At 72.5% G+C, this 23,250-nt stretch carries 25 protein-coding genes and 1 pseudogene; 3 read left to right on the plus strand and 23 right to left on the minus strand.

What is annotated here, in order from left to right:
• Positions 1–78: 78 nt before the first annotated feature.
• The 6 genes and pseudogenes from ASF82_RS08070 to infC form a co-directional block, all read right to left on the minus strand.
• A pseudogene (locus ASF82_RS08070) lies at positions 79–933 on the minus strand (glutamate ABC transporter substrate-binding protein); the annotation flags it as partial.
• A 137-nt stretch (positions 934–1,070) separates the two neighbouring features.
• Positions 1,071–1,808, minus strand: a complete 738-nt coding sequence (locus tag ASF82_RS08075) for an amino acid ABC transporter ATP-binding protein (RefSeq protein ID WP_056056186.1) — start codon at positions 1,806–1,808, stop codon at positions 1,071–1,073.
• A gap of 81 nt (positions 1,809–1,889) precedes the next feature.
• On the minus strand, positions 1,890–2,714 hold the full coding sequence (locus ASF82_RS08080) for an RNA methyltransferase (RefSeq protein WP_056056188.1): 825 nt from the start codon (positions 2,712–2,714) through the stop codon (positions 1,890–1,892).
• Positions 2,715–2,836: 122 nt separating this feature from the next.
• A complete protein-coding gene (gene rplT / locus ASF82_RS08085; RefSeq protein WP_056056191.1) occupies positions 2,837–3,223 on the minus strand; it encodes a 50S ribosomal protein L20 in 387 nt (128 codons plus the stop codon).
• A gap of 30 nt (positions 3,224–3,253) precedes the next feature.
• Complete coding sequence (gene rpmI, locus ASF82_RS08090; protein ID WP_056056193.1) at positions 3,254–3,448, minus strand: 50S ribosomal protein L35; 195 nt, start codon at positions 3,446–3,448, stop codon at positions 3,254–3,256.
• Positions 3,449–3,451: 3 nt separating this feature from the next.
• Complete coding sequence (gene infC / locus ASF82_RS08095; protein WP_235491231.1) at positions 3,452–4,108, minus strand: translation initiation factor IF-3; 657 nt, start codon at positions 4,106–4,108, stop codon at positions 3,452–3,454.
• Positions 4,109–4,361: 253 nt separating this feature from the next.
• Between infC and ASF82_RS08100 the strand changes: the two genes are divergently transcribed.
• Positions 4,362–4,778, plus strand: a complete 417-nt coding sequence (locus ASF82_RS08100) for a DUF1844 domain-containing protein (RefSeq protein WP_156370006.1) — start codon at positions 4,362–4,364, stop codon at positions 4,776–4,778.
• Here the strand turns inward: ASF82_RS08100 and ASF82_RS08105 are convergent.
• From ASF82_RS08105 to ASF82_RS08130, 6 genes are all read right to left on the minus strand, one after another.
• The gene (locus ASF82_RS08105; protein ID WP_056058745.1) at positions 4,775–5,593 is read right to left on the minus strand and encodes an SseB family protein; all 819 of its coding nucleotides are present in this window, start codon (positions 5,591–5,593) and stop codon (positions 4,775–4,777) included. The two genes, ASF82_RS08100 and ASF82_RS08105, sit on opposite strands and share 4 nt — an antisense overlap.
• A 62-nt stretch (positions 5,594–5,655) precedes the next feature.
• A complete protein-coding gene (gene priA / locus ASF82_RS08110; RefSeq protein ID WP_056056198.1) occupies positions 5,656–6,402 on the minus strand; it encodes a bifunctional 1-(5-phosphoribosyl)-5-((5-phosphoribosylamino)methylideneamino)imidazole-4-carboxamide isomerase/phosphoribosylanthranilate isomerase PriA in 747 nt (248 codons plus the stop codon).
• A gap of 130 nt (positions 6,403–6,532) precedes the next feature.
• Positions 6,533–7,168, minus strand: coding sequence for an imidazole glycerol phosphate synthase subunit HisH (hisH, locus tag ASF82_RS08115; RefSeq protein WP_056056200.1), 636 nt, complete (start codon positions 7,166–7,168; stop codon positions 6,533–6,535).
• A complete protein-coding gene (gene hisB, locus ASF82_RS08120; RefSeq protein WP_056056201.1) occupies positions 7,165–7,779 on the minus strand; it encodes an imidazoleglycerol-phosphate dehydratase HisB in 615 nt (204 codons plus the stop codon). The genes hisH and hisB overlap by 4 nt, the downstream gene beginning before the upstream one ends.
• Complete coding sequence (locus ASF82_RS08125; RefSeq protein WP_056056203.1) at positions 7,776–8,861, minus strand: histidinol-phosphate transaminase; 1,086 nt, start codon at positions 8,859–8,861, stop codon at positions 7,776–7,778. Before ASF82_RS08125 ends, hisB begins: the two co-directional genes overlap by 4 nt.
• A 63-nt stretch (positions 8,862–8,924) precedes the next feature.
• Positions 8,925–9,305, minus strand: a complete 381-nt coding sequence (locus tag ASF82_RS08130; protein ID WP_192045946.1) for a hypothetical protein — start codon at positions 9,303–9,305, stop codon at positions 8,925–8,927.
• A gap of 252 nt (positions 9,306–9,557) precedes the next feature.
• Here ASF82_RS08130 and lexA point away from each other — a divergent pair, with 252 nt between their 5' ends.
• Positions 9,558–10,244 (plus strand): transcriptional repressor LexA, encoded by a 687-nt coding sequence (gene lexA / locus ASF82_RS08135; RefSeq protein ID WP_056056206.1) that lies wholly within the window; start codon positions 9,558–9,560, stop codon positions 10,242–10,244.
• Positions 10,245–10,367: 123 nt separating this feature from the next.
• On the opposite strand, the gene hflX is transcribed toward lexA, so the two are convergent.
• The gene (gene hflX, locus ASF82_RS08140) at positions 10,368–11,915 is read right to left on the minus strand and encodes a GTPase HflX (RefSeq protein ID WP_056056207.1); all 1,548 of its coding nucleotides are present in this window, start codon (positions 11,913–11,915) and stop codon (positions 10,368–10,370) included.
• Positions 11,916–11,997: 82 nt separating this feature from the next.
• On the opposite strand from hflX, the gene ASF82_RS08145 reads away from it, so the two are divergent.
• Positions 11,998–12,606 carry a class I SAM-dependent methyltransferase gene (locus ASF82_RS08145; RefSeq protein ID WP_056056210.1) on the plus strand — a complete coding sequence of 203 codons (609 nt, stop codon included), beginning with the start codon at positions 11,998–12,000 and terminating at the stop codon, positions 12,604–12,606.
• A 44-nt stretch (positions 12,607–12,650) separates the two neighbouring features.
• On the opposite strand, the gene dapF is transcribed toward ASF82_RS08145, so the two are convergent.
• The 10 genes from dapF to ASF82_RS08195 form a co-directional block, all read right to left on the minus strand.
• Complete coding sequence (gene dapF, locus ASF82_RS08150) at positions 12,651–13,535, minus strand: diaminopimelate epimerase (RefSeq protein ID WP_056056212.1); 885 nt, start codon at positions 13,533–13,535, stop codon at positions 12,651–12,653.
• Positions 13,532–14,443 carry a tRNA (adenosine(37)-N6)-dimethylallyltransferase MiaA gene (gene miaA, locus ASF82_RS08155; RefSeq protein ID WP_056056213.1) on the minus strand — a complete coding sequence of 304 codons (912 nt, stop codon included), beginning with the start codon at positions 14,441–14,443 and terminating at the stop codon, positions 13,532–13,534. The genes dapF and miaA overlap by 4 nt, the downstream gene beginning before the upstream one ends.
• 1 nt (position 14,444) lies before the next feature.
• Positions 14,445–16,019, minus strand: a complete 1,575-nt coding sequence (miaB, locus tag ASF82_RS08160) for a tRNA (N6-isopentenyl adenosine(37)-C2)-methylthiotransferase MiaB (RefSeq protein WP_056056215.1) — start codon at positions 16,017–16,019, stop codon at positions 14,445–14,447.
• Positions 16,020–16,056: 37 nt separating this feature from the next.
• Positions 16,057–17,133 carry a regulatory protein RecX gene (locus ASF82_RS08165; RefSeq protein ID WP_056056218.1) on the minus strand — a complete coding sequence of 359 codons (1,077 nt, stop codon included), beginning with the start codon at positions 17,131–17,133 and terminating at the stop codon, positions 16,057–16,059.
• Positions 17,130–18,191 (minus strand): recombinase RecA, encoded by a 1,062-nt coding sequence (gene recA / locus ASF82_RS08170; RefSeq protein ID WP_056058750.1) that lies wholly within the window; start codon positions 18,189–18,191, stop codon positions 17,130–17,132. The genes ASF82_RS08165 and recA overlap by 4 nt, the downstream gene beginning before the upstream one ends.
• Positions 18,192–18,484: 293 nt before the next feature.
• Positions 18,485–18,709, minus strand: coding sequence for a DUF3046 domain-containing protein (locus ASF82_RS08175; protein ID WP_056056219.1), 225 nt, complete (start codon positions 18,707–18,709; stop codon positions 18,485–18,487).
• Between the two features lie 93 nt (positions 18,710–18,802).
• Positions 18,803–19,111: a helix-turn-helix domain-containing protein gene (locus ASF82_RS08180; RefSeq protein ID WP_055794896.1), complete on the minus strand. Its 309-nt coding sequence runs from the start codon at positions 19,109–19,111 to the stop codon at positions 18,803–18,805.
• 143 nt (positions 19,112–19,254) lie between these two features.
• Complete coding sequence (locus ASF82_RS08185; RefSeq protein ID WP_056058753.1) at positions 19,255–19,746, minus strand: CinA family protein; 492 nt, start codon at positions 19,744–19,746, stop codon at positions 19,255–19,257.
• A complete protein-coding gene (gene pgsA / locus ASF82_RS08190) occupies positions 19,746–20,390 on the minus strand; it encodes a CDP-diacylglycerol--glycerol-3-phosphate 3-phosphatidyltransferase (protein WP_056056221.1) in 645 nt (214 codons plus the stop codon). The genes ASF82_RS08185 and pgsA overlap by 1 nt, the downstream gene beginning before the upstream one ends.
• Before the next feature lie 3 nt (positions 20,391–20,393).
• Entirely contained in the window at positions 20,394–23,240 is a 2,847-nt protein-coding gene (locus ASF82_RS08195) for a DNA translocase FtsK (RefSeq protein WP_056056223.1), read from the minus strand.
• Positions 23,241–23,250: the final 10 nt, after the last annotated feature.

A 23,250-nucleotide genomic window follows, 5' to 3' on the forward strand; every position in this document is an offset into this window, starting at 1 on the left:
GGTCGAGCGGTCGTGCAGGGGCGCCGGGGAGGCGCGGGCGGGCACCGCGGGCGACGAGCGTCGCGGTGCCCGCCNNNNCGGCGGGGTCGGCGTGGGCAGGACCTTGCCGGCCGTCTTCTCCCACAGCTCGTCCCAGGTGCCGTCGTCCTCGGCGTCCTGGAGCGTGTCGTTGACGAACTCACGGAAGTCGGTGTCGTCGAGCGCGAGGCCGATGCCGTAGGGCTCCTCGGTGAAGGGCTCGTTGACGACCTCGAACTCGCCCTCGTTCTGGTCGGCGAGGCCGGCCAGGATCACGTTGTCGGTGGTCACGGCGGCGACCGCGCCCGAGCGCAGCGGCTCGAGGCAGTTCGAGTAGGTGTCGGTCGCGATGACGTCGGTCGCGGCCGCGACGTAGGGCGCGATGTTCTTCTCGCTGGTCGAGCCGCTGACCGTGCAGACCTTCTTGCCCATGAGGTCGTCGACCGAGCTGATGCCCTCGGGGTTGCCCTCGAGCACGAGGAGGTCCTGGCCGGCCTGGTAGTACGGCCCGGCGAACGAGACGACCTCCTTGCGGGCGTCGTTGATCGTGTAGGTCGCGATGACGAGGTCGACCTGGCCGTTCTGGATGAACGGCTCGCGGTTCGCGGAGACCGTCTCGACCCAGTTGATCTTCTCGGGCTGGATGCCGAGCTTCGCGGCGATGAGCTTGCCCATCTCCGCGTCGAAGCCCTGGGGCACGCCGTCGGGGTCGGCGAGGCCGAAGAGGGGCTGGTCGAACTTCGTGCCGATGGTGATCTCGCCGGCGTCGGCCAGCTTCGCCATCGTGCTGCCCTCCGCGAAGTCGGCGGGCGTCTCGACGTCGACGGCCGGGGCCGACGAGTCGGTGCAGGCCGTCAGGCCGAGCACCATCGCGGCGGCTGCGGCAGCGGTGACGATTCCCTTGCTGAGTCGCATTCTGTTCTCCTTGCTGGGGGACCCGGTCGACGGTCGTCGCCCGGAAGTCTCGAGGGGGTGCTCCCCCGCGGTGCGGGGGGCGGGCCGGAGTCGCGGTGCCGGTCGGCCTCGTGGGCCCCGGCTCCGCGAGCGGGCCGTCAGTGCGTGAGGATCTTCGAGAGGAAGTCGCGGGCGCGCTCGGACTTCGGCGCGGTGAAGAACTCCTCCGGCGTGGCCTCCTCGACGATCTTGCCCTCGGCCATGAACACGACGCGGTCGGCGGCCTTGCGGGCGAAGCCCATCTCGTGGGTGACGACGATCATCGTCATTCCGTCGGCCGCGAGCTGCACCATGACGTCGAGCACCTCGGTGATCATCTCGGGGTCGAGGGCGCTCGTCGGTTCGTCCAGCAGCATCACCTTCGGGTCCATGGCGAGGGCACGGGCGATGGCCACGCGCTGCTGCTGGCCGCCGGAGAGCTGCGAGGGCATCTTCTCGGCCTGGTCGGCCACGCCGACACGGTCGAGGAGCTCCATCGCGCGCTTCCGCGCCTCGGCCTTCGACCGACGGCGGACCTTGACCTGGCCGAGCATGACGTTCTCGACGACGGTCTTGTGCGCGAACAGGTTGAAGCTCTGGAACACCATGCCCACGTCGGCCCGCAGCTTGGCCAGCGCGGCGCCCTCCTCGGGCAGCCGGGTGCCGTCGATGCTGATGACGCCGTCGTCGATCGTCTCGAGGCGGTTGATCGCCCGGCAGAGCGTCGACTTGCCCGAGCCGCTCGGCCCGATGACGACGACGACCTCGCCGCGGCCCACCGTCGTCGTGACGTCCTGAAGGACGTGAAGCTCTCCGAAGTGCTTGTTGACGTGGTCGACCACGACGAGGGGATCCATGGAGCCACACAAACAGACACCCGGAGGGGGGTCAAATTCACGGCGGATTCGTAACAGAACCGAAATGCGTCGTACGACGGCTCAGCTGCGCTGGGCGAAGGCGCTCTCGTACAGGCAGACGGAGGCGGCGGTGCTGAGGTTCATGGACTCCGCCTGCCCGTAGATGGGCACGACCACGGCCCGGTCGGCGAGGGCGAGGTCGGCGTCGGTGAGGCCCCGGGCCTCGTTGCCGAAGAGCCAGGCGGTCGGGGCGCCGAGCAGGCCCTCCTGCCGGGCCTCGAGCAGGTCGTCGCCCTTGACGTCGGCGGCGAGCACCTGGACGCCGGCCTCGGCGCAGCGCGCGACGACGGACGCGAGATCGCCGCCCAGCGCCACGGGCACGTGGAAGAGCGACCCGGTCGTCGCCCGGACGACCTTGGGGTTGTAGAGGTCGACGCTGCGGCCCGTCATCACGACGGCGTCGGCGCCAGCCGAGTCGGCGGCCCGGATGATCGTGCCGGCGTTGCCCGGGTCGCGCACCTCCTCGAGGATGGCGATCAGACGGGGCCCGCCCTCCCCCGTGTCGGCGAAGACGTCCTTGACGCTGACCGGGAACTGCTTGCACACCGCGACGACGCCCTGCGGCGTCACGGTGTCGGCCATGACGTCGAGGACGGCCTCCGTGACGAACTCCGCCTCCAGGCCCGCCGCCTCCGCGGCCTCGCCCAGGGCGGGGTGACGCTCGAGCGCGGTGGGCGTGACGAACAGCTCCACGAGCAGCTCGGGTCGCCACGCCAGGGCTTCGGAGACCGCCTGGGGGCCCTCGAGCAGGAAGAGGCCGGTGTCGGTGCGGGCGTCGCGCTTGGCGAGCTTCGCCACCGCTCGGACTCGGGGCGAACGGGGGTTGTCGAGGAGGGGGCTGCGCACGCCACCACTGTGCCACACGACCCGGCCGGTGACGGCGGCGGCGCCGTCGCGCCGCGGACGCGGGAGAGGCCCCGACAACGGTGCTGTCGGGGCCTCTCGGGCGGTGCAGGTGACGCGGTGGATCAGGCGGCGGCCTTGGGGGCCGACGTGTCGGCGGGCAGCGCGGCCTTGGCCGTGGCGACGATCGACGCGAAGGTGGCGGGCTCGTTGACGGCCAGCTCGGCGAGGATGCGGCGGTCGACCTCGATGCCGGCCAGGGCGAGGCCCTGGATGAGGCGGTTGTAGGTCAGGCCGTTCGCGCGCGACGCGGCGTTGATGCGCTGGATCCACAGGCGACGGAACTCGCCCTTGCGAGCACGACGGTCACGGTACGAGTAGACGAGCGAGTGGGTGACCTGCTCCTTGGCCTTGCGGTACAGGCGCGAACGCTGACCGCGGTAGCCCTCGGCGCGTTCGAGGACGACGCGACGCTTCTTGGCGGCGTTGACCGCTCTCTTGACTCTTGCCATTTTCTTGTTCCTCTACGTTCGTGTCAGCGGTCAGTGACCGAGAAGCTTCTTGGCGACCTTGGCGTCGGCGGGGGCGAGCACCTGGTCCTTGTTCAGGCGAGCCTTGCGCTTGGCGCTCTTCACCTCGAGGTTGTGGCGCATGCCGGCCTGCTGCTTCATGATCTTGCCGGAACCGGTGACCTTGAAGCGCTTCTTGGCGCCGGAGTGGGTCTTCTGCTTGGGCATCTCTTACTTGCTCTCTTCTGTGGGCGCGGCCGGTGCGTCGGCCGGCGCCTCGTCGGACGTCGGGTGCTTCGGGCCCTTGGCGGCGACCTTGCGGGCCTCCGCCTCGGCCTTGGCCTCGGACTTGTTCTTGTGCGGACCGATCACCATCACCATGTTGCGGCCGTCGATGGTGGGCGTCGACTCGACGCTGCCGAGCTCGGCGACGTCCTCCGCGAAGCGCTGCAGGAGGCGGACGCCCTGGTCGGGACGCGACTGCTCGCGACCGCGGAACAGGATCATGGCCTTGACCTTGTCGCCGCCCTGGAGGAAGCCCTCGGCGCGCTTGCGCTTGGTCTCGTAGTCGTGCTTGTCGATCTTCAGGCGGAAACGGACCTCTTTGAGGATCGTGTTCGCCTGGTTGCGACGCGCCTCCTTCGCCTTCTGCGCAGCCTCGTACTTGAACTTCCCGTGATCCATGATCTTGGCCACGGGAGGCTTCGAGTTGGGGGCCACCTCGACGAGGTCGAGCTCGGCCTCGGCGGCGAGCCGCAGGGCCATGGCGATGGGGACGACACCGATCTGTTCTCCGGCGGGGCCGACGAGTCGGACCTCCGGGACGCGGATGCGGTCGTTCGTACGGGGATCGCTGATGCGGAACTCCTCTGTTGATGCTTCCGACACCACCGCGTCGGTGACGCGGCGGGGAAAGAGGAGGTTCGTGGACCCTGCACCTCACGGCGCGACAGGACCACTGCACCCTGGCTGCCTGTCTCCGACCTGAGCCACCTGCAGGGCAGGTGAGCTTCGGACGGACACCGACGGGGTGCCAACAACCCGGTAACCTCGTGTAACGGTCGAGCGCGGGTGGGAGAATCTCCACTTTCGCACGGAGCAGACGCTCCGAGCCTTGACGACTTTAGCAGAGGATCAGTTCGTGAGCCACTCCCCCCGAGACACCGCCGCCGCCTCCGACGACGCGCACACCCACCGCTTCGCCGACGACACCGCCCCGTCGGCGCCGGGCGGCGCCGACGACGCCGTGCGCGACATCGCCGAGGTCAACGCCGTCGAGGTCATCAACACCGTCGCCGTCCACCTGATGAGCGCCGCCGCCGTCAAGGTCGGCCTGGCCGACGACCCGCAGGCGCAGACCGACCTCGACGAGGCCCGCAAGCTGATCACCTCGCTCGCGGGGCTCGTCACGGCCAGCGCGCCCGAGATCGGCGACCAGCACGCCCGGGCCCTCCGGGACGGGCTCCGGTCGCTGCAGCTCGCCTTCCGCGAGGCGAGCGCCATCCCCGACGCGGTGGGCGCCGGCCCCGGCGAGAAGCTCACCGGCCCGGTCAACTAGGGCCGGGCCAGCCCGTCGGGCCGGGCCGGGCCGCCGGGCTGGGCCGGCCCCCCGGCGGCGGCGGGGACGACCTTCACGGCCATGCCGTCGACCCGCTCCGCGATGACGGCGTCGGCCGACCAGGCCACCTGCAGGCGCCCGAGGAGGGCACCGAGCTGCTCCTGGTCGAGGCCCGGCCGCACCCCGAGCTGCACGACGAGCTCGGGCGGGCCGAGCCGCGCCGACCGGTAGCCGGGCGCGACCGCCACCGTGACCAGCGCCTCCTCGGAGGCCGACGCCGCCAGGAACGCCCGGAGCACGTCCGGGTCCTGGTGGCTGGGCAGCCAGCGCTCGTCCTGCGCGACGGCCCACAGGGCCGGCCGCCGCAGGCCGAACTCCGTCGCCGAGCCGGGGTCGAGCACGAGCCGGTCGGTGGACTCGGCCGCCGCCGCCAGGGCGATGCGCCGCGCGTCGGCGGGAACGGGGCGCGCCCTCGCGTCCCAGGCCCGCAGCGTGTCCACCGACGTGAACGCCGGCAGCACGTCGCGGCCGTCGGGGCCCGCGACCGTGACGATCGAGAGCTCCTGCGTCTTGTCGACGACGACGCCGTGCTCGTTCAGCCCTTCCTCGCCGGCGACCGCGACGAGCGGGATCAGCAGCCGGGCGGGGCGGAGGGCGTCCACCACCGCCACCTCGTCGGCCTCCCCCGCGTGGAACCGCGTGAGGGCCTCGAGGAGGCGCGGGTCGGCCGAGCCGTCGTCACCCGCGTAGGCCGTGTCGTGGTGCTGGAAGGTGCGGCCCGCCCACGGGCGGCCGGCGCTGTCGACCGGGGGCACGGGACGCCCGTCGTGGGCGCTGCGCCCCGCGGGCGCCGCGCCGTGGCCAGGAGCCTCCGACGTCACGCCGAGGCGACGTCGAGCGCGGCGCCGAGCGTGAACGCACCCGAGTACAGGGCCTTGCCGACGATGGCGCCCTCGACCCCCCGGGGCACGAGCTCGCGGAGGGCCGCGATGTCGTCGAGGCTCGAGATGCCGCCGCTCGCGATGACGGGCTTCTCCGTGCGCTCCGTCACCTGCTTCAGCAGCTCGACGTTCGGGCCCTGGAGCGTGCCGTCCTTCGTGACGTCGGTGACGACGTAGCGCGCACAGCCGGCGTCCTCGAGGCGGGCGAGGACGGTCCAGAGGTCGCCGCCCTCCTGCGTCCAGCCCCGCGCGGCCAGCGTCGTGCCGCGCACGTCGAGGCCCACGGCGACGGCCTCGCCGTACTCCGCGATGACGTGCGCGGCCCACTCGGGGTTCTCGAGCGCCGCGGTGCCGAGGTTGATGCGCTTGACGCCGGTGCTCAGGGCGTCGTCGAGCGAGCGGTCGTCACGGATGCCGCCGCTGAGCTCGACGTTGATGCCCTTCACCTGGCGGATGACCTTCTTGATGATCGACCGGTTGTCGCCGCGCCCGAACGCCGCGTCGAGGTCGACGAGGTGCAGCCACTCGGCGCCCTGCTCCTTCCAGTCGTCCGCCGCGGCCACCGGGTCGCCGTAGCCGGTCTCGGTGCCGGCCTCGCCCTGGGTCAGGCGGACGGCCTGGCCACCGGCGACGTCGACGGCCGGGAAGAGGGTCAGGCCGGGGGTGGTGCAGAACTCGCTCATGCTGTCTCCCTCGCGGCGTGGCCGCGGGATCGTGCCCCCGTCGCGTCGGGACGACGCGCCTCTCGGGGCGGGGTCGGGGTGGAGGCGGCGGCCGGCCGGGCGGTCGGGCCCGGCCGGCCGTCGCGCCGGGTCAGAGGGTGCCGAGCCAGTTCGACAGGAGGCGGATGCCGGGCTGCCCCGACTTCTCGGGGTGGAACTGGGTCGCCCAGAGCGGGCCGTTCTCGACGGCCGCGACGAACCGGCCGCCGTGGTCTGCCCACGTGACGTGCGGCTCGGGGAACGGGCGGATCACGTCGAGCGTCCACTCCTGCGCGGCGAACGAGTGCACGAAGTAGAAGCGCTCGTCGCGGACCCCGTCGAAGAGGACGCTGCCCTCGGGGGCGTCGACGGTGTTCCACCCCATGTGCGGGAGCACGTCGGCCTTGAGCTCGTCGACGACGCCCGGCCACTCGCCGAGCCCGCCCGTGGTCGTGCCGCGCTCGACGCCGCCCTCGAAGAAGACCTGCATGCCGACGCAGATGCCCATCACGGGGCGACCGCCGGCGAGGCGGCGGTCGATCAGCTCGCCGCCGCCCACGGACTCGAGCTGGCTCATCACGGCCCCGAAGGCCCCGACGCCGGGCACGAAGAGGCCGTCGGCCGACTGCACGCGACCGCGGTCGCGGGTCAGCTCGACGTCGGCGCCCGCGAGCTCGAGCGCCTTGACGGCCGAGTGCACGTTGCCGCTGCCGTAGTCGAGCACGGCGACGGTCGGCCGCGCCGTCACAGCGAGCCCTTCGTCGAGGGCACGCCAGAGACCCGGGGGTCGGGCTCGACGGCCTGGCGGAGCGCCCGCGCGAAGGCCTTGAACTCGGCCTCGGCGATGTGGTGCGGGTCGCGCCCGCCCAGCACGCGGACGTGCACGGTGATGCCGGCGTGGACCGTGATGGCCTCGAAGACGTGGCGCACGAGCGACCCGGTGAAGTGCCCGCCGATGAGGTGGTGCTCGAAGCCCGCGGGCTCGCCGGTGTGGACGAGGTAGGGGCGACCCGACACGTCGACGACCGCCTGCACGAGGGCCTCGTCGAGCGGCACGAGCGCGTCGCCGTAGCGCGAGATGCCCGACTTGTCGCCGAGGGCCTCGCGCAGCGCGGTGCCGAACGTGATGCCGATGTCCTCCACCGTGTGGTGCGCGTCGATGTGCGTGTCGCCGGTGGCGGTCACGTCGAGGTCGATCAGCGAGTGCTTCGAGAGCGCGGTGAGCATGTGGTCGAAGAACGGCACCGACGACGAGACGGTCGACCGCCCCGTGCCGTCGAGGTCGAGCGAGAGCGCGACGCTCGACTCGCTCGTCGATCGGGTCAGGGAGGCGGTGCGGGAGGCGCGCTGATCGGTCACGAGGAGAGCCTAATGTCGCGGAGGGCGTCGAGGAACGCGGTGGTCTCGGCCTCGGTGCCGGCGCTCACGCGGAGGTGGCCGGGGATGCCCAGGTCGCGCACGATGATGCCGCGCTCGAGGAGCCGCTCGAAGACGTCGGACGGGTCGTCGACGCCGCCGAACAGCACGAAGTTCGACCAGGTGGGCCAGGGCTCGTAGCCCATCGCGGCCAGCTCGCGCACGATGCGGTCGCGCTGGCCGCGGATGTCGTCGACCATGGCGAGCATCTCGTCGGCGTGACGGAGAGCCGCGACGGCGGCGGCCTGCGTCAACGAAGAGAGGTGGTACGGGAGGCGGACGAGGCGGAGCGCGTCGGCCACGGCCGGGTGCGCGGCCAGGTACCCGACGCGGGCCCCGGCGAAGGCGAAGGCCTTGCTCATCGTGCGCGAGACGACGAGGCGCGGACGCCCCTCGAGGAGGGTCAACGCCGTCGGCTGCCCGGGCGGCATGAACTCGGCGTAGGCCTCGTCGACGAAGACGATGCCGTCGGTCGCGTCGTAGGCCGCCTCGACCGTGGCGAGGTCGAGGGGCGTGCCGGTGGGGTTGTTGGGGCCGCAGAAGAAGACGATGTCGGGGCGGACGCGCTCGATCTCGGCGACGGCGGTCTCGGGCGAGATGCCGAAGCCCTCGTCGCGGCGACCCTCGACCCAGGTGCTGCCGGTGCCGACGGTGATGATCGAGTGCATCGAGTACGTGGGCGGGAACCCTAGAACGGAACGACCGGGGCCGCCGAACGCCTGGAGCAGCTGCTGGATGACCTCGTTCGAGCCGTTCGCCGCCCAGATCTGCTCAGGCGTGACGCCGTGCCCGAGATAGGCCGCCAGCGCCTCGCGCAGGGCCGTGAACTCACGGTCGGGGTAGCGGTTGACCTCGTGCAGCGCCTCGGCGATCGACGCGACGATGTCGCGGGCCACGTCGGCGGGCACGGGATGCGTGTTCTCGTTGACGTTGAGGGCGACGGGCACCTTCTTCTGGGGGGCGCCGTACGGGGTCAGGCCGCGGAGGTCGTCGCGGAGGGGCAGGTCGTCGAGACTGAAGGACACCCCTCCATGGTAGGCGCGAGGCGCGCCCCGACCGTCACCGGGACGACGGCCGCTGCCGACGGGTCAGTCGGAGTACTTCGTCGGGACGGCGAGGGTCTGCCCCGCGCTGACCTCGGCGCTGCCGAGGGCGTTCAGCCGGACGATGTCGCTGACGACGTCACGGGGGTCTTTCGTGGGGGCGATCTCGTGGGCGACCTGCCAGAGCGTCTCGCCGCCCTCGACCGTGACGTGCTCGAACGCCACGGCGGCCGAGCTGTCGGAGGCCTGCGCCCCGGGGCCGGCGAGCAGGACGCCGCCGACGATGCCCGCCACGCCCAGCGCGACGGTGGCGGCCACGACGCGACGCCCGCGGCGCGTGATGCGGAGACGGGTGCGGACGGGGGCGGCGGCGGGGGTGCCGTCGATGCTGGGGGCGATGCTGATGCTGCTGATGATGGCGCTCATGGGGTGGGTCCTTTCACCGCGAGAGAAGACTGCGAATTCGTGCCCGGCACTCGGCCGGGAATGCCGGACACGAAGACGTGTTCCGAACATACATTCGATCCGTGGTCGATTCAACCCCTCATCCCCCTCCGACGCCCTCCGGATCTGCGACACACTCGAACAGGTGTGTGGCTGGGGCGTCGTCATCGGATACGGTTTCGATCGATGGTGGGAGTCAAACAGCGACCACCGACATCCGACGTCAGGAGACAGATGAGCGACCCGCAGCGCGCGAGCGCGGCCGTGACGGCCCCCTCCCGCAAGGCACTGACGGCGAAGCAGGAGTCGATCCTGGCGGCCATCCAGGCGAGCATCGCCCAGAGTGGCTACCCGCCGAGCATGCGCGAGATCGGCGACGCGGTCGGCCTCCGCTCGCTGTCGAGCGTCACGCACCAGCTCAACCAGCTCGAGCTCGCCGGCCGCATCCGCCGCGACCCGAACCGGCCCCGCGCCCTCGAGGTGCTCGCCGACGAGTCGGCCCCCTCCGCTCCCGTCACCACCATCCTCACCAGCAGCGACGACGGCGACACCGCCCACGTGCCCATGGTCGGCCGGATCGCCGCCGGCGTGCCCATCACCGCCGAGCAGCAGGTGGAGGACGTCATGCCCCTGCCCCGCCAGCTCGTGGGCAAGGGCGACCTCTTCATGCTGCGCGTCGTCGGCGACTCCATGGTCGACGCCGCCATCTGCGACGGCGACTGGGTCGTCGTCCGCCAGCAGCAGAGCGCGGAGAACGGCGACATCGTCGCCGCGATGCTCGACGACGAGGCGACCGTCAAGGTCTTCCGCCAGCGCGACGGCCACACCTGGCTGCTCCCCCGCAACAGCGCCTTCGAGCCGATCCTGGGCGACCACGCCCAGATCGTCGGCAAGGTCGTGGCGGTGCTGCGCTCGGTGTAGCGGGCTGGGTCGCGGCGGCCTCGACGGCACGACCCGCGACTCCTGCACCACCGTCGATCGTGACGACGAAGGCCCCCCGCCGAGACGGCAGGGGGCCTTCGTGCTGTGGCGGAGGGCCGGCGCTCAGCGCCGGGCGACCGCCGGCTGCACGAACGGTGCCAGGGCGGCCACGTCGCTCGGGTACACCCGGGCGTGGAGGCGCGTGCCGGCCTCCTCGTAGTCGGTCGAGACGACGCGGCCCGCGTCGTGCAGGTGCGCCACGACCTCTCCGCGGTCGTACGGCACGAGCAGGTCGACCTCGACCTCGGGCTCCGGCAGGAGGCCGGCGACGCGGTCGAGCAGCTCGTCGACGCCCTCGCCCGTCCGGGCGGAGACGAAGACCGCCGAGGGCTCGAGGCCCTGCAGCACGAGCCGCTGGTCGGCGTCGACGAGGTCGGCCTTGTTGAAGACGACGACCTCGGCGATGTCGTGGCCGTCGACCTCGGAGATCACCTGGCGCACGGTCGCCAGCTGCGCGGCCGGGTCGGGGTGCGAGCCGTCGACCACGTGCACGATGACGTCGCTCGCGGCGACCTCCTCGAGGGTCGACCGGAACGCCTCGACGAGCTGGTGCGGCAGGTTGCGCACGAAGCCGACCGTGTCGACGTACGTGAACGGGCGGCCGTCGGGCGTCGTGCTCTTGCGCACGGTCGCGTCGAGGGTCGCGAACAGGGCGTTCTCGACCAGGACGCCCGCGCTCGTCAGGCGGTTCAGCAGGCTGCTCTTGCCGGCGTTCGTGTAGCCCGCGATCGCGACGGAGGGCACCTCGTTGCGGTCGCGGTTCGCGCGCTTGGCGTCGCGCGCCGGCTTCATCTCCTTGATCTGGCGACGGAGGCGCGCCATGCGGGTGTGGATGCGGCGACGGTCGAGCTCGATCTTCGTCTCACCGGGACCACGGCTGCCCATGCCCGCGCCGGCGCCGCCGACCTGGCCACCGGCCTGGCGCGACATCGACTCGCCCCAGCCGCGGAGGCGGGGCAGCAGGTACTCGAGCTGCGCGAGCTCGACCTGCGCCTTGCCCTCGCGGCTCTTGGCGTGCTGGCTGAAGATGTCGAGGATCACCGCAGTGCGGTCGATGACCTTGACCTTCACGACGTCCTCGAGGGCGCGTCGCTGGCTGGGCGCGAGCTCGGTGTCGGCGATGACCGTGTCGGCGCCGAGGGCGGCGACGGTCTGCCGGAGCTCCTCCGCCTTGCCCTTGCCGAGGTACGTGCTGGGGTCGGGGTTCGGACGCCGCTGCAGGAGGCCGTCGAGCACGACCGCACCGGCGGTCTCGGCCAGGGCGGCGAGCTCTCGCAGGGAGTTCTCGGCGTCGCCGAGCGACCCCTGCGACCAGACGCCGATCAGCACGACGTTCTCGAGCCGCAGCTGGCGGTACTCGACCTCGGTAACGTCCTCGAGCTCGGTCGACAGGCCGCCCACGCGCCGGAGCGCGGCGCGGTCGTCACGGTCGAGCTGCTCGCCGTCGGAGCCGGCGTCGGCCAGGGAGCGGGTCTGGATCGCCTGCGCGGGCGAGAAGACGGTGTACGCGGAGGAGCGGGCCGCCGCGCGCTCCAGCACCCGGGCGACGACGTCGTCGGGCAGCTGGTCGCCCTGCTCGGCGTCGAGCGGGGTGGAGGGAGTGTCTGTCATCGGTGTGATCGTAGCCCTTTCGTCAGGCAGGTCGCAGGGCGCCCGGACGGGCGGGCCCTGCATCTTCGGTAGGTTGTGGGTCATGTCGAGCGAGCACTACTTCTCCCCGAACCCGGAGAGCGAGCTGCGTCGTCGCACGATCACGGCGACCCTCGCGGGCCGTGAGCTCTCGATCACGACGGCCGCGGGCGTCTTCAGCCCCGGCCGGGTCGACCCCGGCACGTCGGTGCTGCTGGCCGGCACCCCGGCGCCGCCCCCGGTGGGCGACCTCCTCGACGTCGGGTGCGGATGGGGGCCCGTCACCCTGAGCCTCGCGCTGATGTCACCCGACGCGACGGTGTGGGCCGTCGACGTGAACGAGAGGGTCCTGCAGCTCGTGCGCGAGAACGCCCGGGCCGCCGGCCTCCACAACGTCAACGCCGTCACCCCGGACGATGTTCCCGACGACGTCCGCTTCGCGACCATCTGGTCGAACCCGCCCATCCGCGTCGGCAAGGCCGACCTGCACGGCATCCTCGAGCGCTGGCTCCCCCGGCTCGAGGAGGGGGCCGACGCCTGGCTCGTCGTGCAGAAGAACCTCGGCGCGGACTCCCTGCAGCGCTGGATCGGCGAGACCATGGGCGACGTCGTCGACGTGCACCGCGCCTCCACCAGCAAGGGGTACCGCATCCTCCGCGCCACCCGCAGCTGACCCCGGGGAGGCGCGGGTCGGCCCCCGCGAGGGAGCGCCGCGCCTCAGAGGGTCAGGGCGCCGCTGTAGACCAGCTCGGCCGGCCCGCTCAGCGAGACGTGCTCGCCGTCGGGGTGCTCCGTGACGCGGACGCCGACCACGCCGCCCGGCACCGTGACGAGCCAGGACGCCGGGGCGCCCGTGCCCGCCCAGTGGCGGGTCGCGAGGGCCGCGGCCGCCGCGCCGGTGCCGCAGGAGAGCGTCTCGCCGCTGCCGCGCTCGTGGACGCGCATGCGGATGCGGCCGACGCCGTCGACGACCAGAGGGTCGGAGGGGACGACGAACTCGACGTTGGCGCCGTCGCTCGGCACGGGGTCGAGCATCGGCGCGTAGCCGAGGTCGACCGCGTCGAGCTCGGCGTCGCCGGCCAGCGCGACGACGACGTGGGGGTTGCCCACGGAGAGCGAGAGGCCGGGGCGCGCGGCGTGCAGCTCGCGGGCTCGCACGGTCGGCTCGGCGTCGTCGAGGCGCCAGGCCCCGAGGTCGACGCGGAAGCCGTCGACGGACCGCTCGACCCAGCGGACCCCGGCGCGGGTGCCGATCGCGAGGCGCTCGCCCTCGGCGAGCTCGACGAGGCCGCGCTCGAGCAGGTAGCGCACGTAGACGCGGATGCCGTTGCCGCACATCTCGGCGACGCTGCCGTCGGCGTTGTGGTAGTCCATGAACCACTCGGGGGAACCGGCGCCGTCGTCGACGAAGGGCGCGGCGCCGCCGGGCAGCGACGCCGTCTTCACGGCGCGGATGACGCCGTCGCCGCCCACGCCGAAGTGGCGGTCGGTCAGCGCCCGGATCGTCACGGGGTCGAGGTCGACCTCGGCGTCGGCATCGGTGAACAACACGAAGTCGTTGCCGGTGCCCTGGCCCTTGGTGAACTGCAGGGTGGTGGTCACCCGAGGAGTCTAGCGACGGCCCGCTCGACGGCCCCGGCCTCCCCCGTCTCCGACCAGTCGACGTCGGGCAGGCGCCGGAACCAGCTGACCTGGCGGCGGGCGTAGCGACGCGTGAGGGCCTGCGTGGTCTCCACCGCCTCCTGCTGGTCGACCTCGCCCCGCAGCTGCGCCGCAGCCTGCGCGTAGCCGATCGCCCGGCGGGCGGTGACGCCCCGGTCGAGGCCGAGCGTCGTGAGGTGCGCGACCTCGTCGAGGAGCCCGCCCGCCCACATGGCGTCGACGCGCTCGTCGAGCCGCTGCACGAGGACGGAGCGCTCCTCGCGGAGGCCGACCACGTGGGAGTCGCGCCACCGGGGCGCCTCGTCGGGCAGGGAGGCGGAGAACGGCTCCCCCGTGATCTCCCCCACCTCGAGCGCCCGCACGAGCCGTCGGGCGTTGTGCGGGCCGATGGACTCGGCCGCGCGGGGGTCGGTCTCGCGGAGCAGCGCGTGGAGCGCCCGCGGCCCCCCGCTCTCGCCCAGCGCCTCGAACCGCGCCCGCACGACCGGGTCGGTGCCGGGGAAGCGGTAGTCGTAGAGCACGCTCGAGACGTACAGCCCGGAGCCGCCCACCAGGAGGGGCACGGCGCCGCGGGCCAGGACGGCGTCGACGGCCGCGCGCGCCTCCTTCTGGTACCACTCGACGCTCGCCTCGTCCGTCACGTCGAGGACGTCGAGGAGGTGGTGCGGCACTCCCCGGCGCTCGGCCGGGGGCAGCTTCGCCGTGCCGACGTCCATGCCGCGGTACAGCTGCATCGCGTCGGCGTTGACGACCTCCGCCGCCGCCCCGCGGGCGGCGAGGGCCTCGGCGAGGTCGAGGGAGAACGCGGACTTGCCCGTGCCGGTCGAGCCGACGATCGCGACCAGCACGTCAGCGGAGGTCGTCGGTCGTGCTGTAGATCGGCGTCGTCGCGACCCGGAGCGTCGGGAGGCCCAGCGACACGCGCGGCGCGGCGGTCGTGCCGGAGGCGCCCCCCACGGTCGCGGGGACACCGCAGGACGCCGCCTGGGCGCGGTCCCACGCGTCGCCCGCCCGCGTGCGGCGGAGGCTCCAGGGGCGGCCGGGGCCCGCATCGGCGATCAGGTAGAACGGCGCGGCGTCGGTGACCTGCACCGAGACGACGTCGCCGGGACGCGGGACCTCGGCGCCTCGCGGCACCTCGACGTGCACGAGGCGGCTGTCTTCGGCGCGGCCGGAGAGCCGGTGCGTCGCCGCGTCCTTCCGGCCCTCGCCGGCGGCGACCATGACCTGGACGAGCCGCCCGACCTGGGCACTGTTCTCCGCGGCGGAGATGGAGTCCTGGAGGGCGACGAGACGCTCGTAGCGCTCCTGCACGACGGCCTTCGGCAGCTGGTCGGGCATCTCGCCAGCCGGGGTGCCGGGCCGCACCGAGTACTGGAAGGTGAAGGCGGACGAGAACCGCGCCTCCTCGACGACCCGGAGGGTCTCGGCGAAGTCGGCCTCGGTCTCGCCGGGGAAGCCCACGATGATGTCGGTGCTGATCGCCGCGTGCGGCATCGCGGCACGGACGCGGTCGAGGATGCCCAGGAACTTCTCGCTGCGGTAGCTCCGTCGCATGGCGCGCAGCACCCGGTCGGAGCCGGACTGGAGGGGCATGTGGAGCTGCGGCATGACGGTGGGCGTCTCGGCCATCGCCTCGATGACGTCGTCGGTGAACGACGCCGGGTGCGGGCTCGTGAACCTCACTCGCTCGAGGCCCTCGACCTGGCCCACCGTCCGCAGCAGCTTCGAGAAGGCGAGCCGGTCACCGAACTCGACGCCGTAGCTGTTGACGTTCTGGCCGAGGAGGGTCACCTCGATCACGCCGTCGTCGACGAGCGACCGGACCTCGGCGAGGACGTCGCCGGGCCGCCGGTCACGCTCCTTGCCCCGCAGGGACGGGACGATGCAGAAGGTGCAGGTGTTGTTGCAGCCGACCGAGATGCCCACCCAGCCGCTGTGCGTGGACTCGCGCTTGGTCGGCAGGGTCGACGGGAAGACCTCGAGGGACTCCAGGATCTCGACCTGCGCCTCGTCGTTGTGCCGCGCGCGCTCGAGCAGGGCCGGGAGGGAGCCCGTGTTGTGGGTCCCGAAGACCACGTCGACCCAGGGCGCGGCCTCGAGGACGGCCGCGCGGTCCTTCTGGGCGAGGCAGCCGCCGACGGCGATCTGCATGCCGGCGTGCTTCCGCTTGACCCCGGCCAGCTGGCCGAGCGTGCCGTAGAGCTTCTTGTCGGCGTTCTCGCGGACCGCACAGGTGTTGATGACGACGACGTCGGCCTCCGCCCCCTCCGGGGCGGCGACGAGGCCGGACGCCTCGAGCGAGCCGCTCAGCCGCTCGGAGTCGTGGACGTTCATCTGGCAGCCGTAGGTGCGCACCTCGTAGGTGCGCGGACGGACCTCCGCCGGAGCGGCCGGGAGCGGGGCGGAGGTGACCGTCGTCATGGTGACCCAGTGTAGATCGGCGCCCCCGCCCCCTCGGTCACTCGAAGCGGACGCCGCCGCCCCGAGGGCTGCCACCGCGCGGCAGCACCTTCTCGATCGCACGCCGCACGACGTCGGAGCGATAGCCGCGCCTCATCAGGTACCCGTTCAGGCGCCGCTCGGCGGTGGCGTGGTCGAGCCCGCGGAGGGACCCGACGCGCTTGCGGGCCCACTCGTCGGCCCGGGACTGCTCGTCGTCGTCGTCGATGTCGGCCAGGGCCTCCTCGACGACCGAGGCGTCGAGCCCGCGCTGCCGGAGCTCCGACGTCACGGCTCCCCGACCGAGCCCCTTGCGCTCCTGCTTGGAGCGGACGAGGTTCTCGGCGAGCTCGCGGTCGTTGAGCAGCCCGACGCCCTCCAGGCGAGCCACCTCGCCCAGCACGACCTCCTCGTCGAGGTCACGGCTGCGGAGCAACGTCGTCATCTCGGCGGAGGACACGCCGCGGCGCGACAGGGCGTGGAGGCTGACGTTCTCGGCACGTCGCCGCTGGGCGTCGAGGCCTTCGGGCTCGGGCTCCGGCTCCTGCTCGGTCGCGTCCGCGTCGGGAACGATCGTGGGCTCGACGGCGCGGAGCCGTGACCGGCTGCGGGGCGAGCTGGACGCCGGCGGCTCCTCCGCGGTCGGCTCCGGCGACGTCGGGGCCGACCAGTGGGCGCTGATCGCAGCCAGCCGTTCGGCGGTCTCGGCGACGGGATCACCGGGAGTCGACGCCGTGTCGCCCTCCCCGAGGCTCGCCTCGTCGACGGCGGGAGCGCCGTCGACAGCGTCGGGTCGGCCGGATCCCGAGCCGAGCGGGCCGGAGACCGCCCAGCCCGTCACGGGGTCGAGCTGCACGTCGCCGTCGGGGTCGAGGGCCGCGGTGCCGTCGTCAGCGTCGAACGACTCCGTGGTGACCGGCTCGACGGGGGGCACGACGTCGAGACGACGTCGCGGGGCCGTGGTGTCGTCGGCGAGCGGCGCGGGAGGCGCGTCGCTGGACACGGGCCGACGGCCCGGCCCCGCACCCCGGACACCGAAGAGCGGTGTCACGGGGGCGAGGGCCGAGCCGTCGCCCTGCTCGTCGTCGTGCGTCATGCGCCCTTGCGAGCGGCGATCTTCGCCTCGATCGACTCGACCGGGGCCGCCGGGGCCGCAGCAGCGCCGACGCCGAGCTTCGCGAGGATCTTCTGCTCGATCTCGTCGGCGACGGGCGCGTTCTTGATCAGGAAGTTGCGCGAGTTCTCCTTGCCCTGACCGAGCTGGTCGCCCTCGTAGGTGTACCAGGCACCGGACTTGCGGACGATTCCGTGCTCGACGCCGAAGTCGATCAGGCTGCCCTCGCGCGAGATGCCGACGCCGTAGAGGATGTCGAACTCGGCCTGCTTGAAGGGCGGCGCCATCTTGTTCTTGACGACCTTGACCCGCGTCCGGTTGCCGACCGCGTCGGTGCCGTCTTTCAGGGTCTCGATGCGACGGATGTCGAGACGGACCGACGCGTAGAACTTGAGCGCCTTGCCGCCGGCGGTCGTCTCGGGGCTGCCGAAGAACACGCCGATCTTCTCGCGCAGCTGGTTGATGAAGATCATCGTCGTGCCGGTCTGGCTCAGGCCACCGGTCAGCTTGCGGAGGGCCTGCGACATCAGGCGGGCCTGGAGGCCGACGTGAGAGTCGCCCATCTCGCCCTCGATCTCGGCACGGGGCACGAGAGCGGCGACGGAGTCGATGACGATGAGGTCGATGGAGCCCGACCGCACGAGCATGTCGGCGATCTCGAGGGCCTGCTCACCGGTGTCGGGCTGCGACACGAGGAGGGCGTCGATGTCGACGCCGAGCTTCTTGGCGTACTCCGGGTCGAGCGCGTGCTCGGCGTCGATGAAGGCCGCGATGCCGCCGTTGCGCTGGGCGTTGGCGATCGCGTGCAGGGTCAGCGTCGTCTTGCCGGACGACTCGGGGCCGTAGATCTCGACGATGCGGCCACGGGGGATGCCCCCGATGCCGAGCGCGACGTCCAGCGCGATCGAGCCGGTGGGGATGACGGCGACGGGAGCGCGCTCGTCGCTGCCGAGGCGCATGACAGCACCCTTGCCGAACTGACGGTCGATCTGCGCGAGAGCGGTCTCGAGGGCCTTCTCGCGGTTCTCTGCTGAGGGCATGCTGTTCTCCTTCGGGGTGATGTCCGTGCGCCTGTAGGCTGTCGCGTCGCTGGGCACCGGTGGGGCAAGGAGTTCAGCGTGACGACAAGGCTGGTGGCCCCGACGAGGGTCGGGACCGGTGGAACGTCGATGCAGTGAACGCTACGAGCCACCACCGACACCGGGGGTGCCGGCGTGGTGGCCGGTGGAGAACACGAGGCTTCGACGCCCTGGGGAGGACGCTACACCGATCCGAACGGATGTTCGACAGGGGCACGCGGCGTGTCGAACGCTCCGACGACCGGCAGTGCGACTCAGCGTCGGGGCTCGGGCAGCCCGACGCCGTGCCTCCGGGCGACGGGGACGCCCTCGGCGGCGCAGAGCGCCAGCCAGACGTCGCGCGGGGGCACGCCCTGGGCCACGGCCTCGTCGGCGGTGCGGTCGCCGAGCTCGGCGATGACCAGGTCGCGGGTCACGACGCGGCCGTAGGCCTCCCCGAACTCGTCGGCGACGGCACGACTGAACTCGCTCTTGCGCATCGCTCGAGGGTACCCGCGACGCCCCTCGCCCCGCACACGACGAACGCCCCCGGCCTGGGCCGGGGGCGTTCGGGCGACGTGGTGAGCGGGAGCTCAGCGCACCGCGAGGTCGGTGTCGAACTCGGCGACGAGGTCGTCGGGCAGCGTGTCGGGGATCGGGTTGAGGCCCTCGATGACCGCCATGCGGTCACCCACCTCGCGCATGATCACCGAGATGGGCGTCTCGAGCGCGTCAGCCACCGACGCGAGGATCTCGGAGCTGGCCTCTTTCTGACCACGCTCGACCTCGCTGAGGTACCCGAGCGCGACGCTCGCCTTGCTGGCGACCTGTCGGAGCGTCCGGCCCTTCTGCAGGCGGAAGTCGCGAAGGACGTCACCGATTTCTTGACGAACCAGAACCATGGGACCCTCCTCCGGATGGACGACCCACCAGACGGACGTCAGTGGTGGGCGGGTGTATCTGCGCGACGATCGTTGTCACTGTAACCACCACGATCTGTACGACGCTTGTGAACCCGGCAGTTGTAACGAGACCGAAACGCGGATCATTCCCGCGTGTCGTCGAGCCACTCAGCCAGCAGTGACAGGAGTTCGGAGACGGTGCCCGATCGGATGGCTCCGCGGTCGCCCCGGAGGTCGAGACGCCGTACCCGACTGTCGTCGGCGGTGGCCAGCGCGATGTAGACCGTGCCCGCGGGCAGGTCTCCCTGGGGGCCCGGCCCGGCCACGCCGGTCGTCGCGAGGCCGAGGGTGGCCGGCGCCCCGGCGACGGCGAGGCGCTCGCGCACGCCCGCGGCCATGGCCGCCGCGACGTCGGGGTCCACGGGCCCCGTCGCGGCGAGCCGTGCAGCGTCGACGCCGAGGACGGTGTGCTTGAGCTCGGTCGCGTAGGCCACCACTCCCCCGTGCACGACGGCGGACGCCCCGGGCACCGAGACCAGCTCCGCCACGACGAGGCCGCCGGTCAGCGACTCCGCGACGGCGACGGTCTGGCCGCGACGCGCCAGCTCGGAGACGACCGACGACGCGTCGGCGATCACGCTCCGCGCCCGTGCTTCGCGGCGACGCGCAGGTAGTCGGCTCCGGAGACGAGGGTCGCCACGAGGGCGGCCGTCATGAGGACGCCGTTCACCCAGTGCATCCCCTCGCCGAACACGTTCCAGAGCGGGAAGAGGGCGAGCGTGACGGCCACGGCCTGGAGGACCGTCTTGAGCTTCCCCCCGCGGGAGGCCGGCACGACGCGGTCACGGATGACGATGAACCGGTAGACGGTGATCCCGACCTCGCGGAGCAGGATCAGGGCCGTCACCCACCACGGCAGCTCGCCGAGGATCGTCAGCGAGACGAGCGCCCCACCGATGAGGACCTTGTCGGCGATCGGGTCGACGATCTTGCCGAAGTCGGTGACGAGGTCCAGCCCGCGGGCGAGGGCGCCGTCGAGGCTGTCGGTGAGGATCGCCACGACGAAGAGCACCGCCGCCGCGATCCGCAGCGGCCCGTCGGCACCGTCGTCGACGAGCAGCCACGCGATGAACAGCGGGGCCATGAGGATCCGCACCACCGTCACGACGTTCGCGATGTTGGCCGTGCTCGCGGGCCCCGGGCCCTTGCTCGCGAAGCGCCCTCGGAAGGGGAACGTCGCCGGTGCGGGGGACGCGCCTCCGCTGCGGTCGTCGGTCATGGGTCAGTCCCTCCCGGTCAGGCCCCAGGCGTCTTCCGACCCCTCGTCGCCGTCGACCTCGTCGTAGCCCCGCGTCATCTCGGCGACGGGGTCGTCGTCGTAGCCCGGTCGCGGGCTCGACCCGGAGGACAGGCCGGCGGGCGCGCCCGCCCCGTGCTCGTCGTCGCCGCCGCGCAGCTTCGCCAGCACCCCCGGGAGCTGCTCGGGAGTCACGAGCACGTCACGCGCCTTCGAGCCCTCGGAGGGACCGACGATGTCGCGCGACTCCATCAGGTCCATCAGGCGACCCGCCTTGGCGAAGCCGACCCGGAGCTTGCGCTGCAGCATCGACGTCGAGCCGAACTGCGTGCTGACGACGAGCTCGGCGGCCGCGAGCAGGAGCTCGAGGTCGTCGCCGATGTCGCCGTCGATCTCCTTCTTCTCGACCACCGCGGCCACGTCGGGCCGGTAGTCGGGGCGCGCCTGGCGCGTGACGTGCGCCACGACCTGGGCGATCTCGTCCTCCTGGACCCAGGCGCCCTGCACGCGCATCGCCTTGGAGGCGCCCATCGGCAGGAAGAGCCCGTCGCCCTGGCCGATCAGCTTGTCGGCGCCCGGCTGGTCGAGGATGACGCGCGAGTCGGTGACGCTCGACACCGCGAAGGCGAAGCGGGACGGCACGTTGGCCTTGATGAGGCCGGTCACGACGTCGACCGAGGGGCGCTGCGTGGCGAGCACGAGGTGGATGCCGGAGGCGCGGGCCAGCTGCGTGATGCGCACGATGCTGTCCTCGACGTCGCGGGGGGCGACCATCATGAGGTCGGCGAGCTCGTCGACGACCACGAGGAGGTACGGGTAGGGCTTGAGCGTGCGCGCGCTGCCCGCGGGCAGGACGAGCTCGCCCGCCACCACGGCGCGGTTGAAGTCGTCGATGTGACGGAAGCCGAAGCTGGCGAGGTCGTCGTACCTCATGTCCATCTCCTTGACGACCCACTGGAGCGCCTCGGCGGCCTTCTTGGGGTTGGTGATGATGGGGGTGATGAGGTGCGGCACGCCCGCGTAGATCGAGAGCTCGACGCGCTTCGGGTCGATCAGGACCATCCGGACGTCGGTCGGCTTCGCCCGCATCAGCAGCGACGTGATCATCGAGTTGACGAAGCTCGACTTGCCCGAGCCCGTGGCGCCCGCCACGAGCAGGTGCGGCATCTTGGCGAGGTTGGCGACGACGTAGCCGCCCTCGACGTCCTTGCCGACGCCGATCGTCATCGGGTGCACGCTCTTCGCGGCGGCGCCCGAGCGCAGCACGTCGCCCAGCGACACCGTCTCGCGGTCGGTGTTGGGGATCTCGACGCCGATCGCGCTCTTGCCGGGGATGGGCGACAGGATCCGCACCTCGTTCGACGCGACCGCGTACGAGAGGTTCTTGCTGAGGGCCGTGACCTTCTCGACCTTCACGCCCGGGCCGAGCTCGATCTCGTAGCGGGTGACGGTCGGGCCGCGGCTGAAGCCGACGACCCTGGCGTCGACCGAGAACTGGCGGAGCACCTCCGTGATCGAGCGCACGATCTCGTCGTTCGCCTCGCTGCGGGCCTTGGCGGGCGGGCCCACGGCCAGGGTGGAGGCGGCGGGCAGGCGGTAGGGAGCCTGCGGCGAGTCGTCGTCGACGTCGAGCGAGGCGGGCGGCAGCTCGTCGTCGTCGGGCGCGAGCACCGCCGCGGCGACGTCGCTCTCGGCGAGGTCGGCGGGCGGCAGCGACGCGGGGACGCTCGGCAGCACGGTCGTCGCCGCGGTCGCGGAGTCGTCACGGACCGCCGCCGGGGCCGGCGCCGGGGTCGGGGCCGGGGGCACCTCGACGCCCCGGGCACGGACGGCCTCCTCGGCCCGGTCGAGCTCCTCGAGGAGGCTGATGTCGAAGACGTCGGTGGCGCCCTCGTCGACGAAGCGGGGGGTCGTCGGCGCGGCCTCGACCGCCGCCGGCCCCGAGGCCCGGCGGTCGCGCCGGGACGGGCGGGCGGGGCGCTCCGGCGGCGCCTCGGTGAGGACGGGGGTGTCGTAGGCGGGGTCGTCCTCCCGACCGCTCTTGGTGCGTCGCCACCACGGGAGGCTCTCGGCGTCGTCGGTCGACCCGTCGGCGGCCTCGGCGGTGCCGGGCTCAGCCGCGGTCGCGCCGAACAGCCAGGCGTAGAGCTCGCCGAGGCGTCGACCGATGTGGTTCGGCGGGGTCTTGGTCGTGATGAGGACGGAGAAGACGAGCAGCACGACGACCACCGGGACGGCCACCCACTCGGTGGCCAGGGCGACCATCCAGGAGGCGACGAGCCAGCCGAGCACGCCGCCGCCGGCGGCGAGGGCCGGCAGGCCCTCCGCGGCCTGGGGCTGCCCGCCGAAGATGTGGCAGAGCGCGCTGATCGACACGATCATCAGGCCGAGGCCGATGCCCATCCGCGTGTTGTCGTGCACGGAAGCCGGGTGCCGGAAGAGCCAGCCCGCGAAGAGGACCATGATCACCGGCAGGGCGTAGGCGACCCGCCCGACCAACGCCCCGAACGTGTAGGCGTCGAGCGCCTGCGCGACGGGGCTCGTCGGGTTCAGCCACTCGACCGCCGCGCCGGCGACGGCGAGCAGCACGAGCAGGAACGGCACCCCGTCGCGGCGTTCGCTGGCGTCGAGCGCCTCGCGGCCGAGCAGGCGGAAGGCGCCGCCGGTGGCGTGCGCCAGGCCCATCCAGGCACGCGTGACGACGCCGGGGCCCGGGTCGACCGCCGCGGGAGGGGGCGTCGGGAGCTTCTTGGTGGCAGCCGTCGCGCCGCGGGCGCCGGACGCGCGGGAGCCGGAGCGCGATCGCGGGGTCTGCTTGGTGGGCGTGGCCATGGGCTCGAGG

The organism is Frigoribacterium sp. Leaf164, from assembly GCF_001423665.1.
GTDB classification, from domain to species: Bacteria; Actinomycetota; Actinomycetes; order Actinomycetales; family Microbacteriaceae; genus Frigoribacterium; species Frigoribacterium endophyticum.

What these genes read in the sequence shown, in the direction of transcription:
- ASF82_RS08075 (WP_056056186.1), bottom strand. Translation starts at nt 1,808, where the DNA reads ATGGATCCCCTCGTCGTGGTCGACCACGTCAACAAGCACTTCGGAGAG.
- rplT (WP_056056191.1), bottom strand. Translation starts at nt 3,223, where the DNA reads ATGGCAAGAGTCAAGAGAGCGGTCAACGCCGCCAAGAAGCGTCGCGTC.
- rpmI (WP_056056193.1), bottom strand. Translation starts at nt 3,448, where the DNA reads ATGCCCAAGCAGAAGACCCACTCCGGCGCCAAGAAGCGCTTCAAGGTC.
- priA (WP_056056198.1), bottom strand. Translation starts at nt 6,402, where the DNA reads ATGAGCGAGTTCTGCACCACCCCCGGCCTGACCCTCTTCCCGGCCGTC.
- ASF82_RS08130 (WP_192045946.1), bottom strand. Translation starts at nt 9,305, where the DNA reads ATGAGCGCCATCATCAGCAGCATCAGCATCGCCCCCAGCATCGACGGC.
- lexA (WP_056056206.1), top strand. Translation starts at nt 9,558, where the DNA reads ATGAGCGACCCGCAGCGCGCGAGCGCGGCCGTGACGGCCCCCTCCCGC.
- hflX (WP_056056207.1), bottom strand. Translation starts at nt 11,915, where the DNA reads ATGACAGACACTCCCTCCACCCCGCTCGACGCCGAGCAGGGCGACCAG.
- ASF82_RS08145 (WP_056056210.1), top strand. Translation starts at nt 11,998, where the DNA reads ATGTCGAGCGAGCACTACTTCTCCCCGAACCCGGAGAGCGAGCTGCGT.
- miaB (WP_056056215.1), bottom strand. Translation starts at nt 16,019, where the DNA reads ATGACGACGGTCACCTCCGCCCCGCTCCCGGCCGCTCCGGCGGAGGTC.
- ASF82_RS08165 (WP_056056218.1), bottom strand. Translation starts at nt 17,133, where the DNA reads ATGACGCACGACGACGAGCAGGGCGACGGCTCGGCCCTCGCCCCCGTG.
- recA (WP_056058750.1), bottom strand. Translation starts at nt 18,191, where the DNA reads ATGCCCTCAGCAGAGAACCGCGAGAAGGCCCTCGAGACCGCTCTCGCG.
- ASF82_RS08175 (WP_056056219.1), bottom strand. Translation starts at nt 18,709, where the DNA reads ATGCGCAAGAGCGAGTTCAGTCGTGCCGTCGCCGACGAGTTCGGGGAG.
- ASF82_RS08180 (WP_055794896.1), bottom strand. Translation starts at nt 19,111, where the DNA reads ATGGTTCTGGTTCGTCAAGAAATCGGTGACGTCCTTCGCGACTTCCGC.
- pgsA (WP_056056221.1), bottom strand. Translation starts at nt 20,390, where the DNA reads ATGACCGACGACCGCAGCGGAGGCGCGTCCCCCGCACCGGCGACGTTC.
- ASF82_RS08195 (WP_056056223.1), bottom strand. Translation starts at nt 23,240, where the DNA reads ATGGCCACGCCCACCAAGCAGACCCCGCGATCGCGCTCCGGCTCCCGC.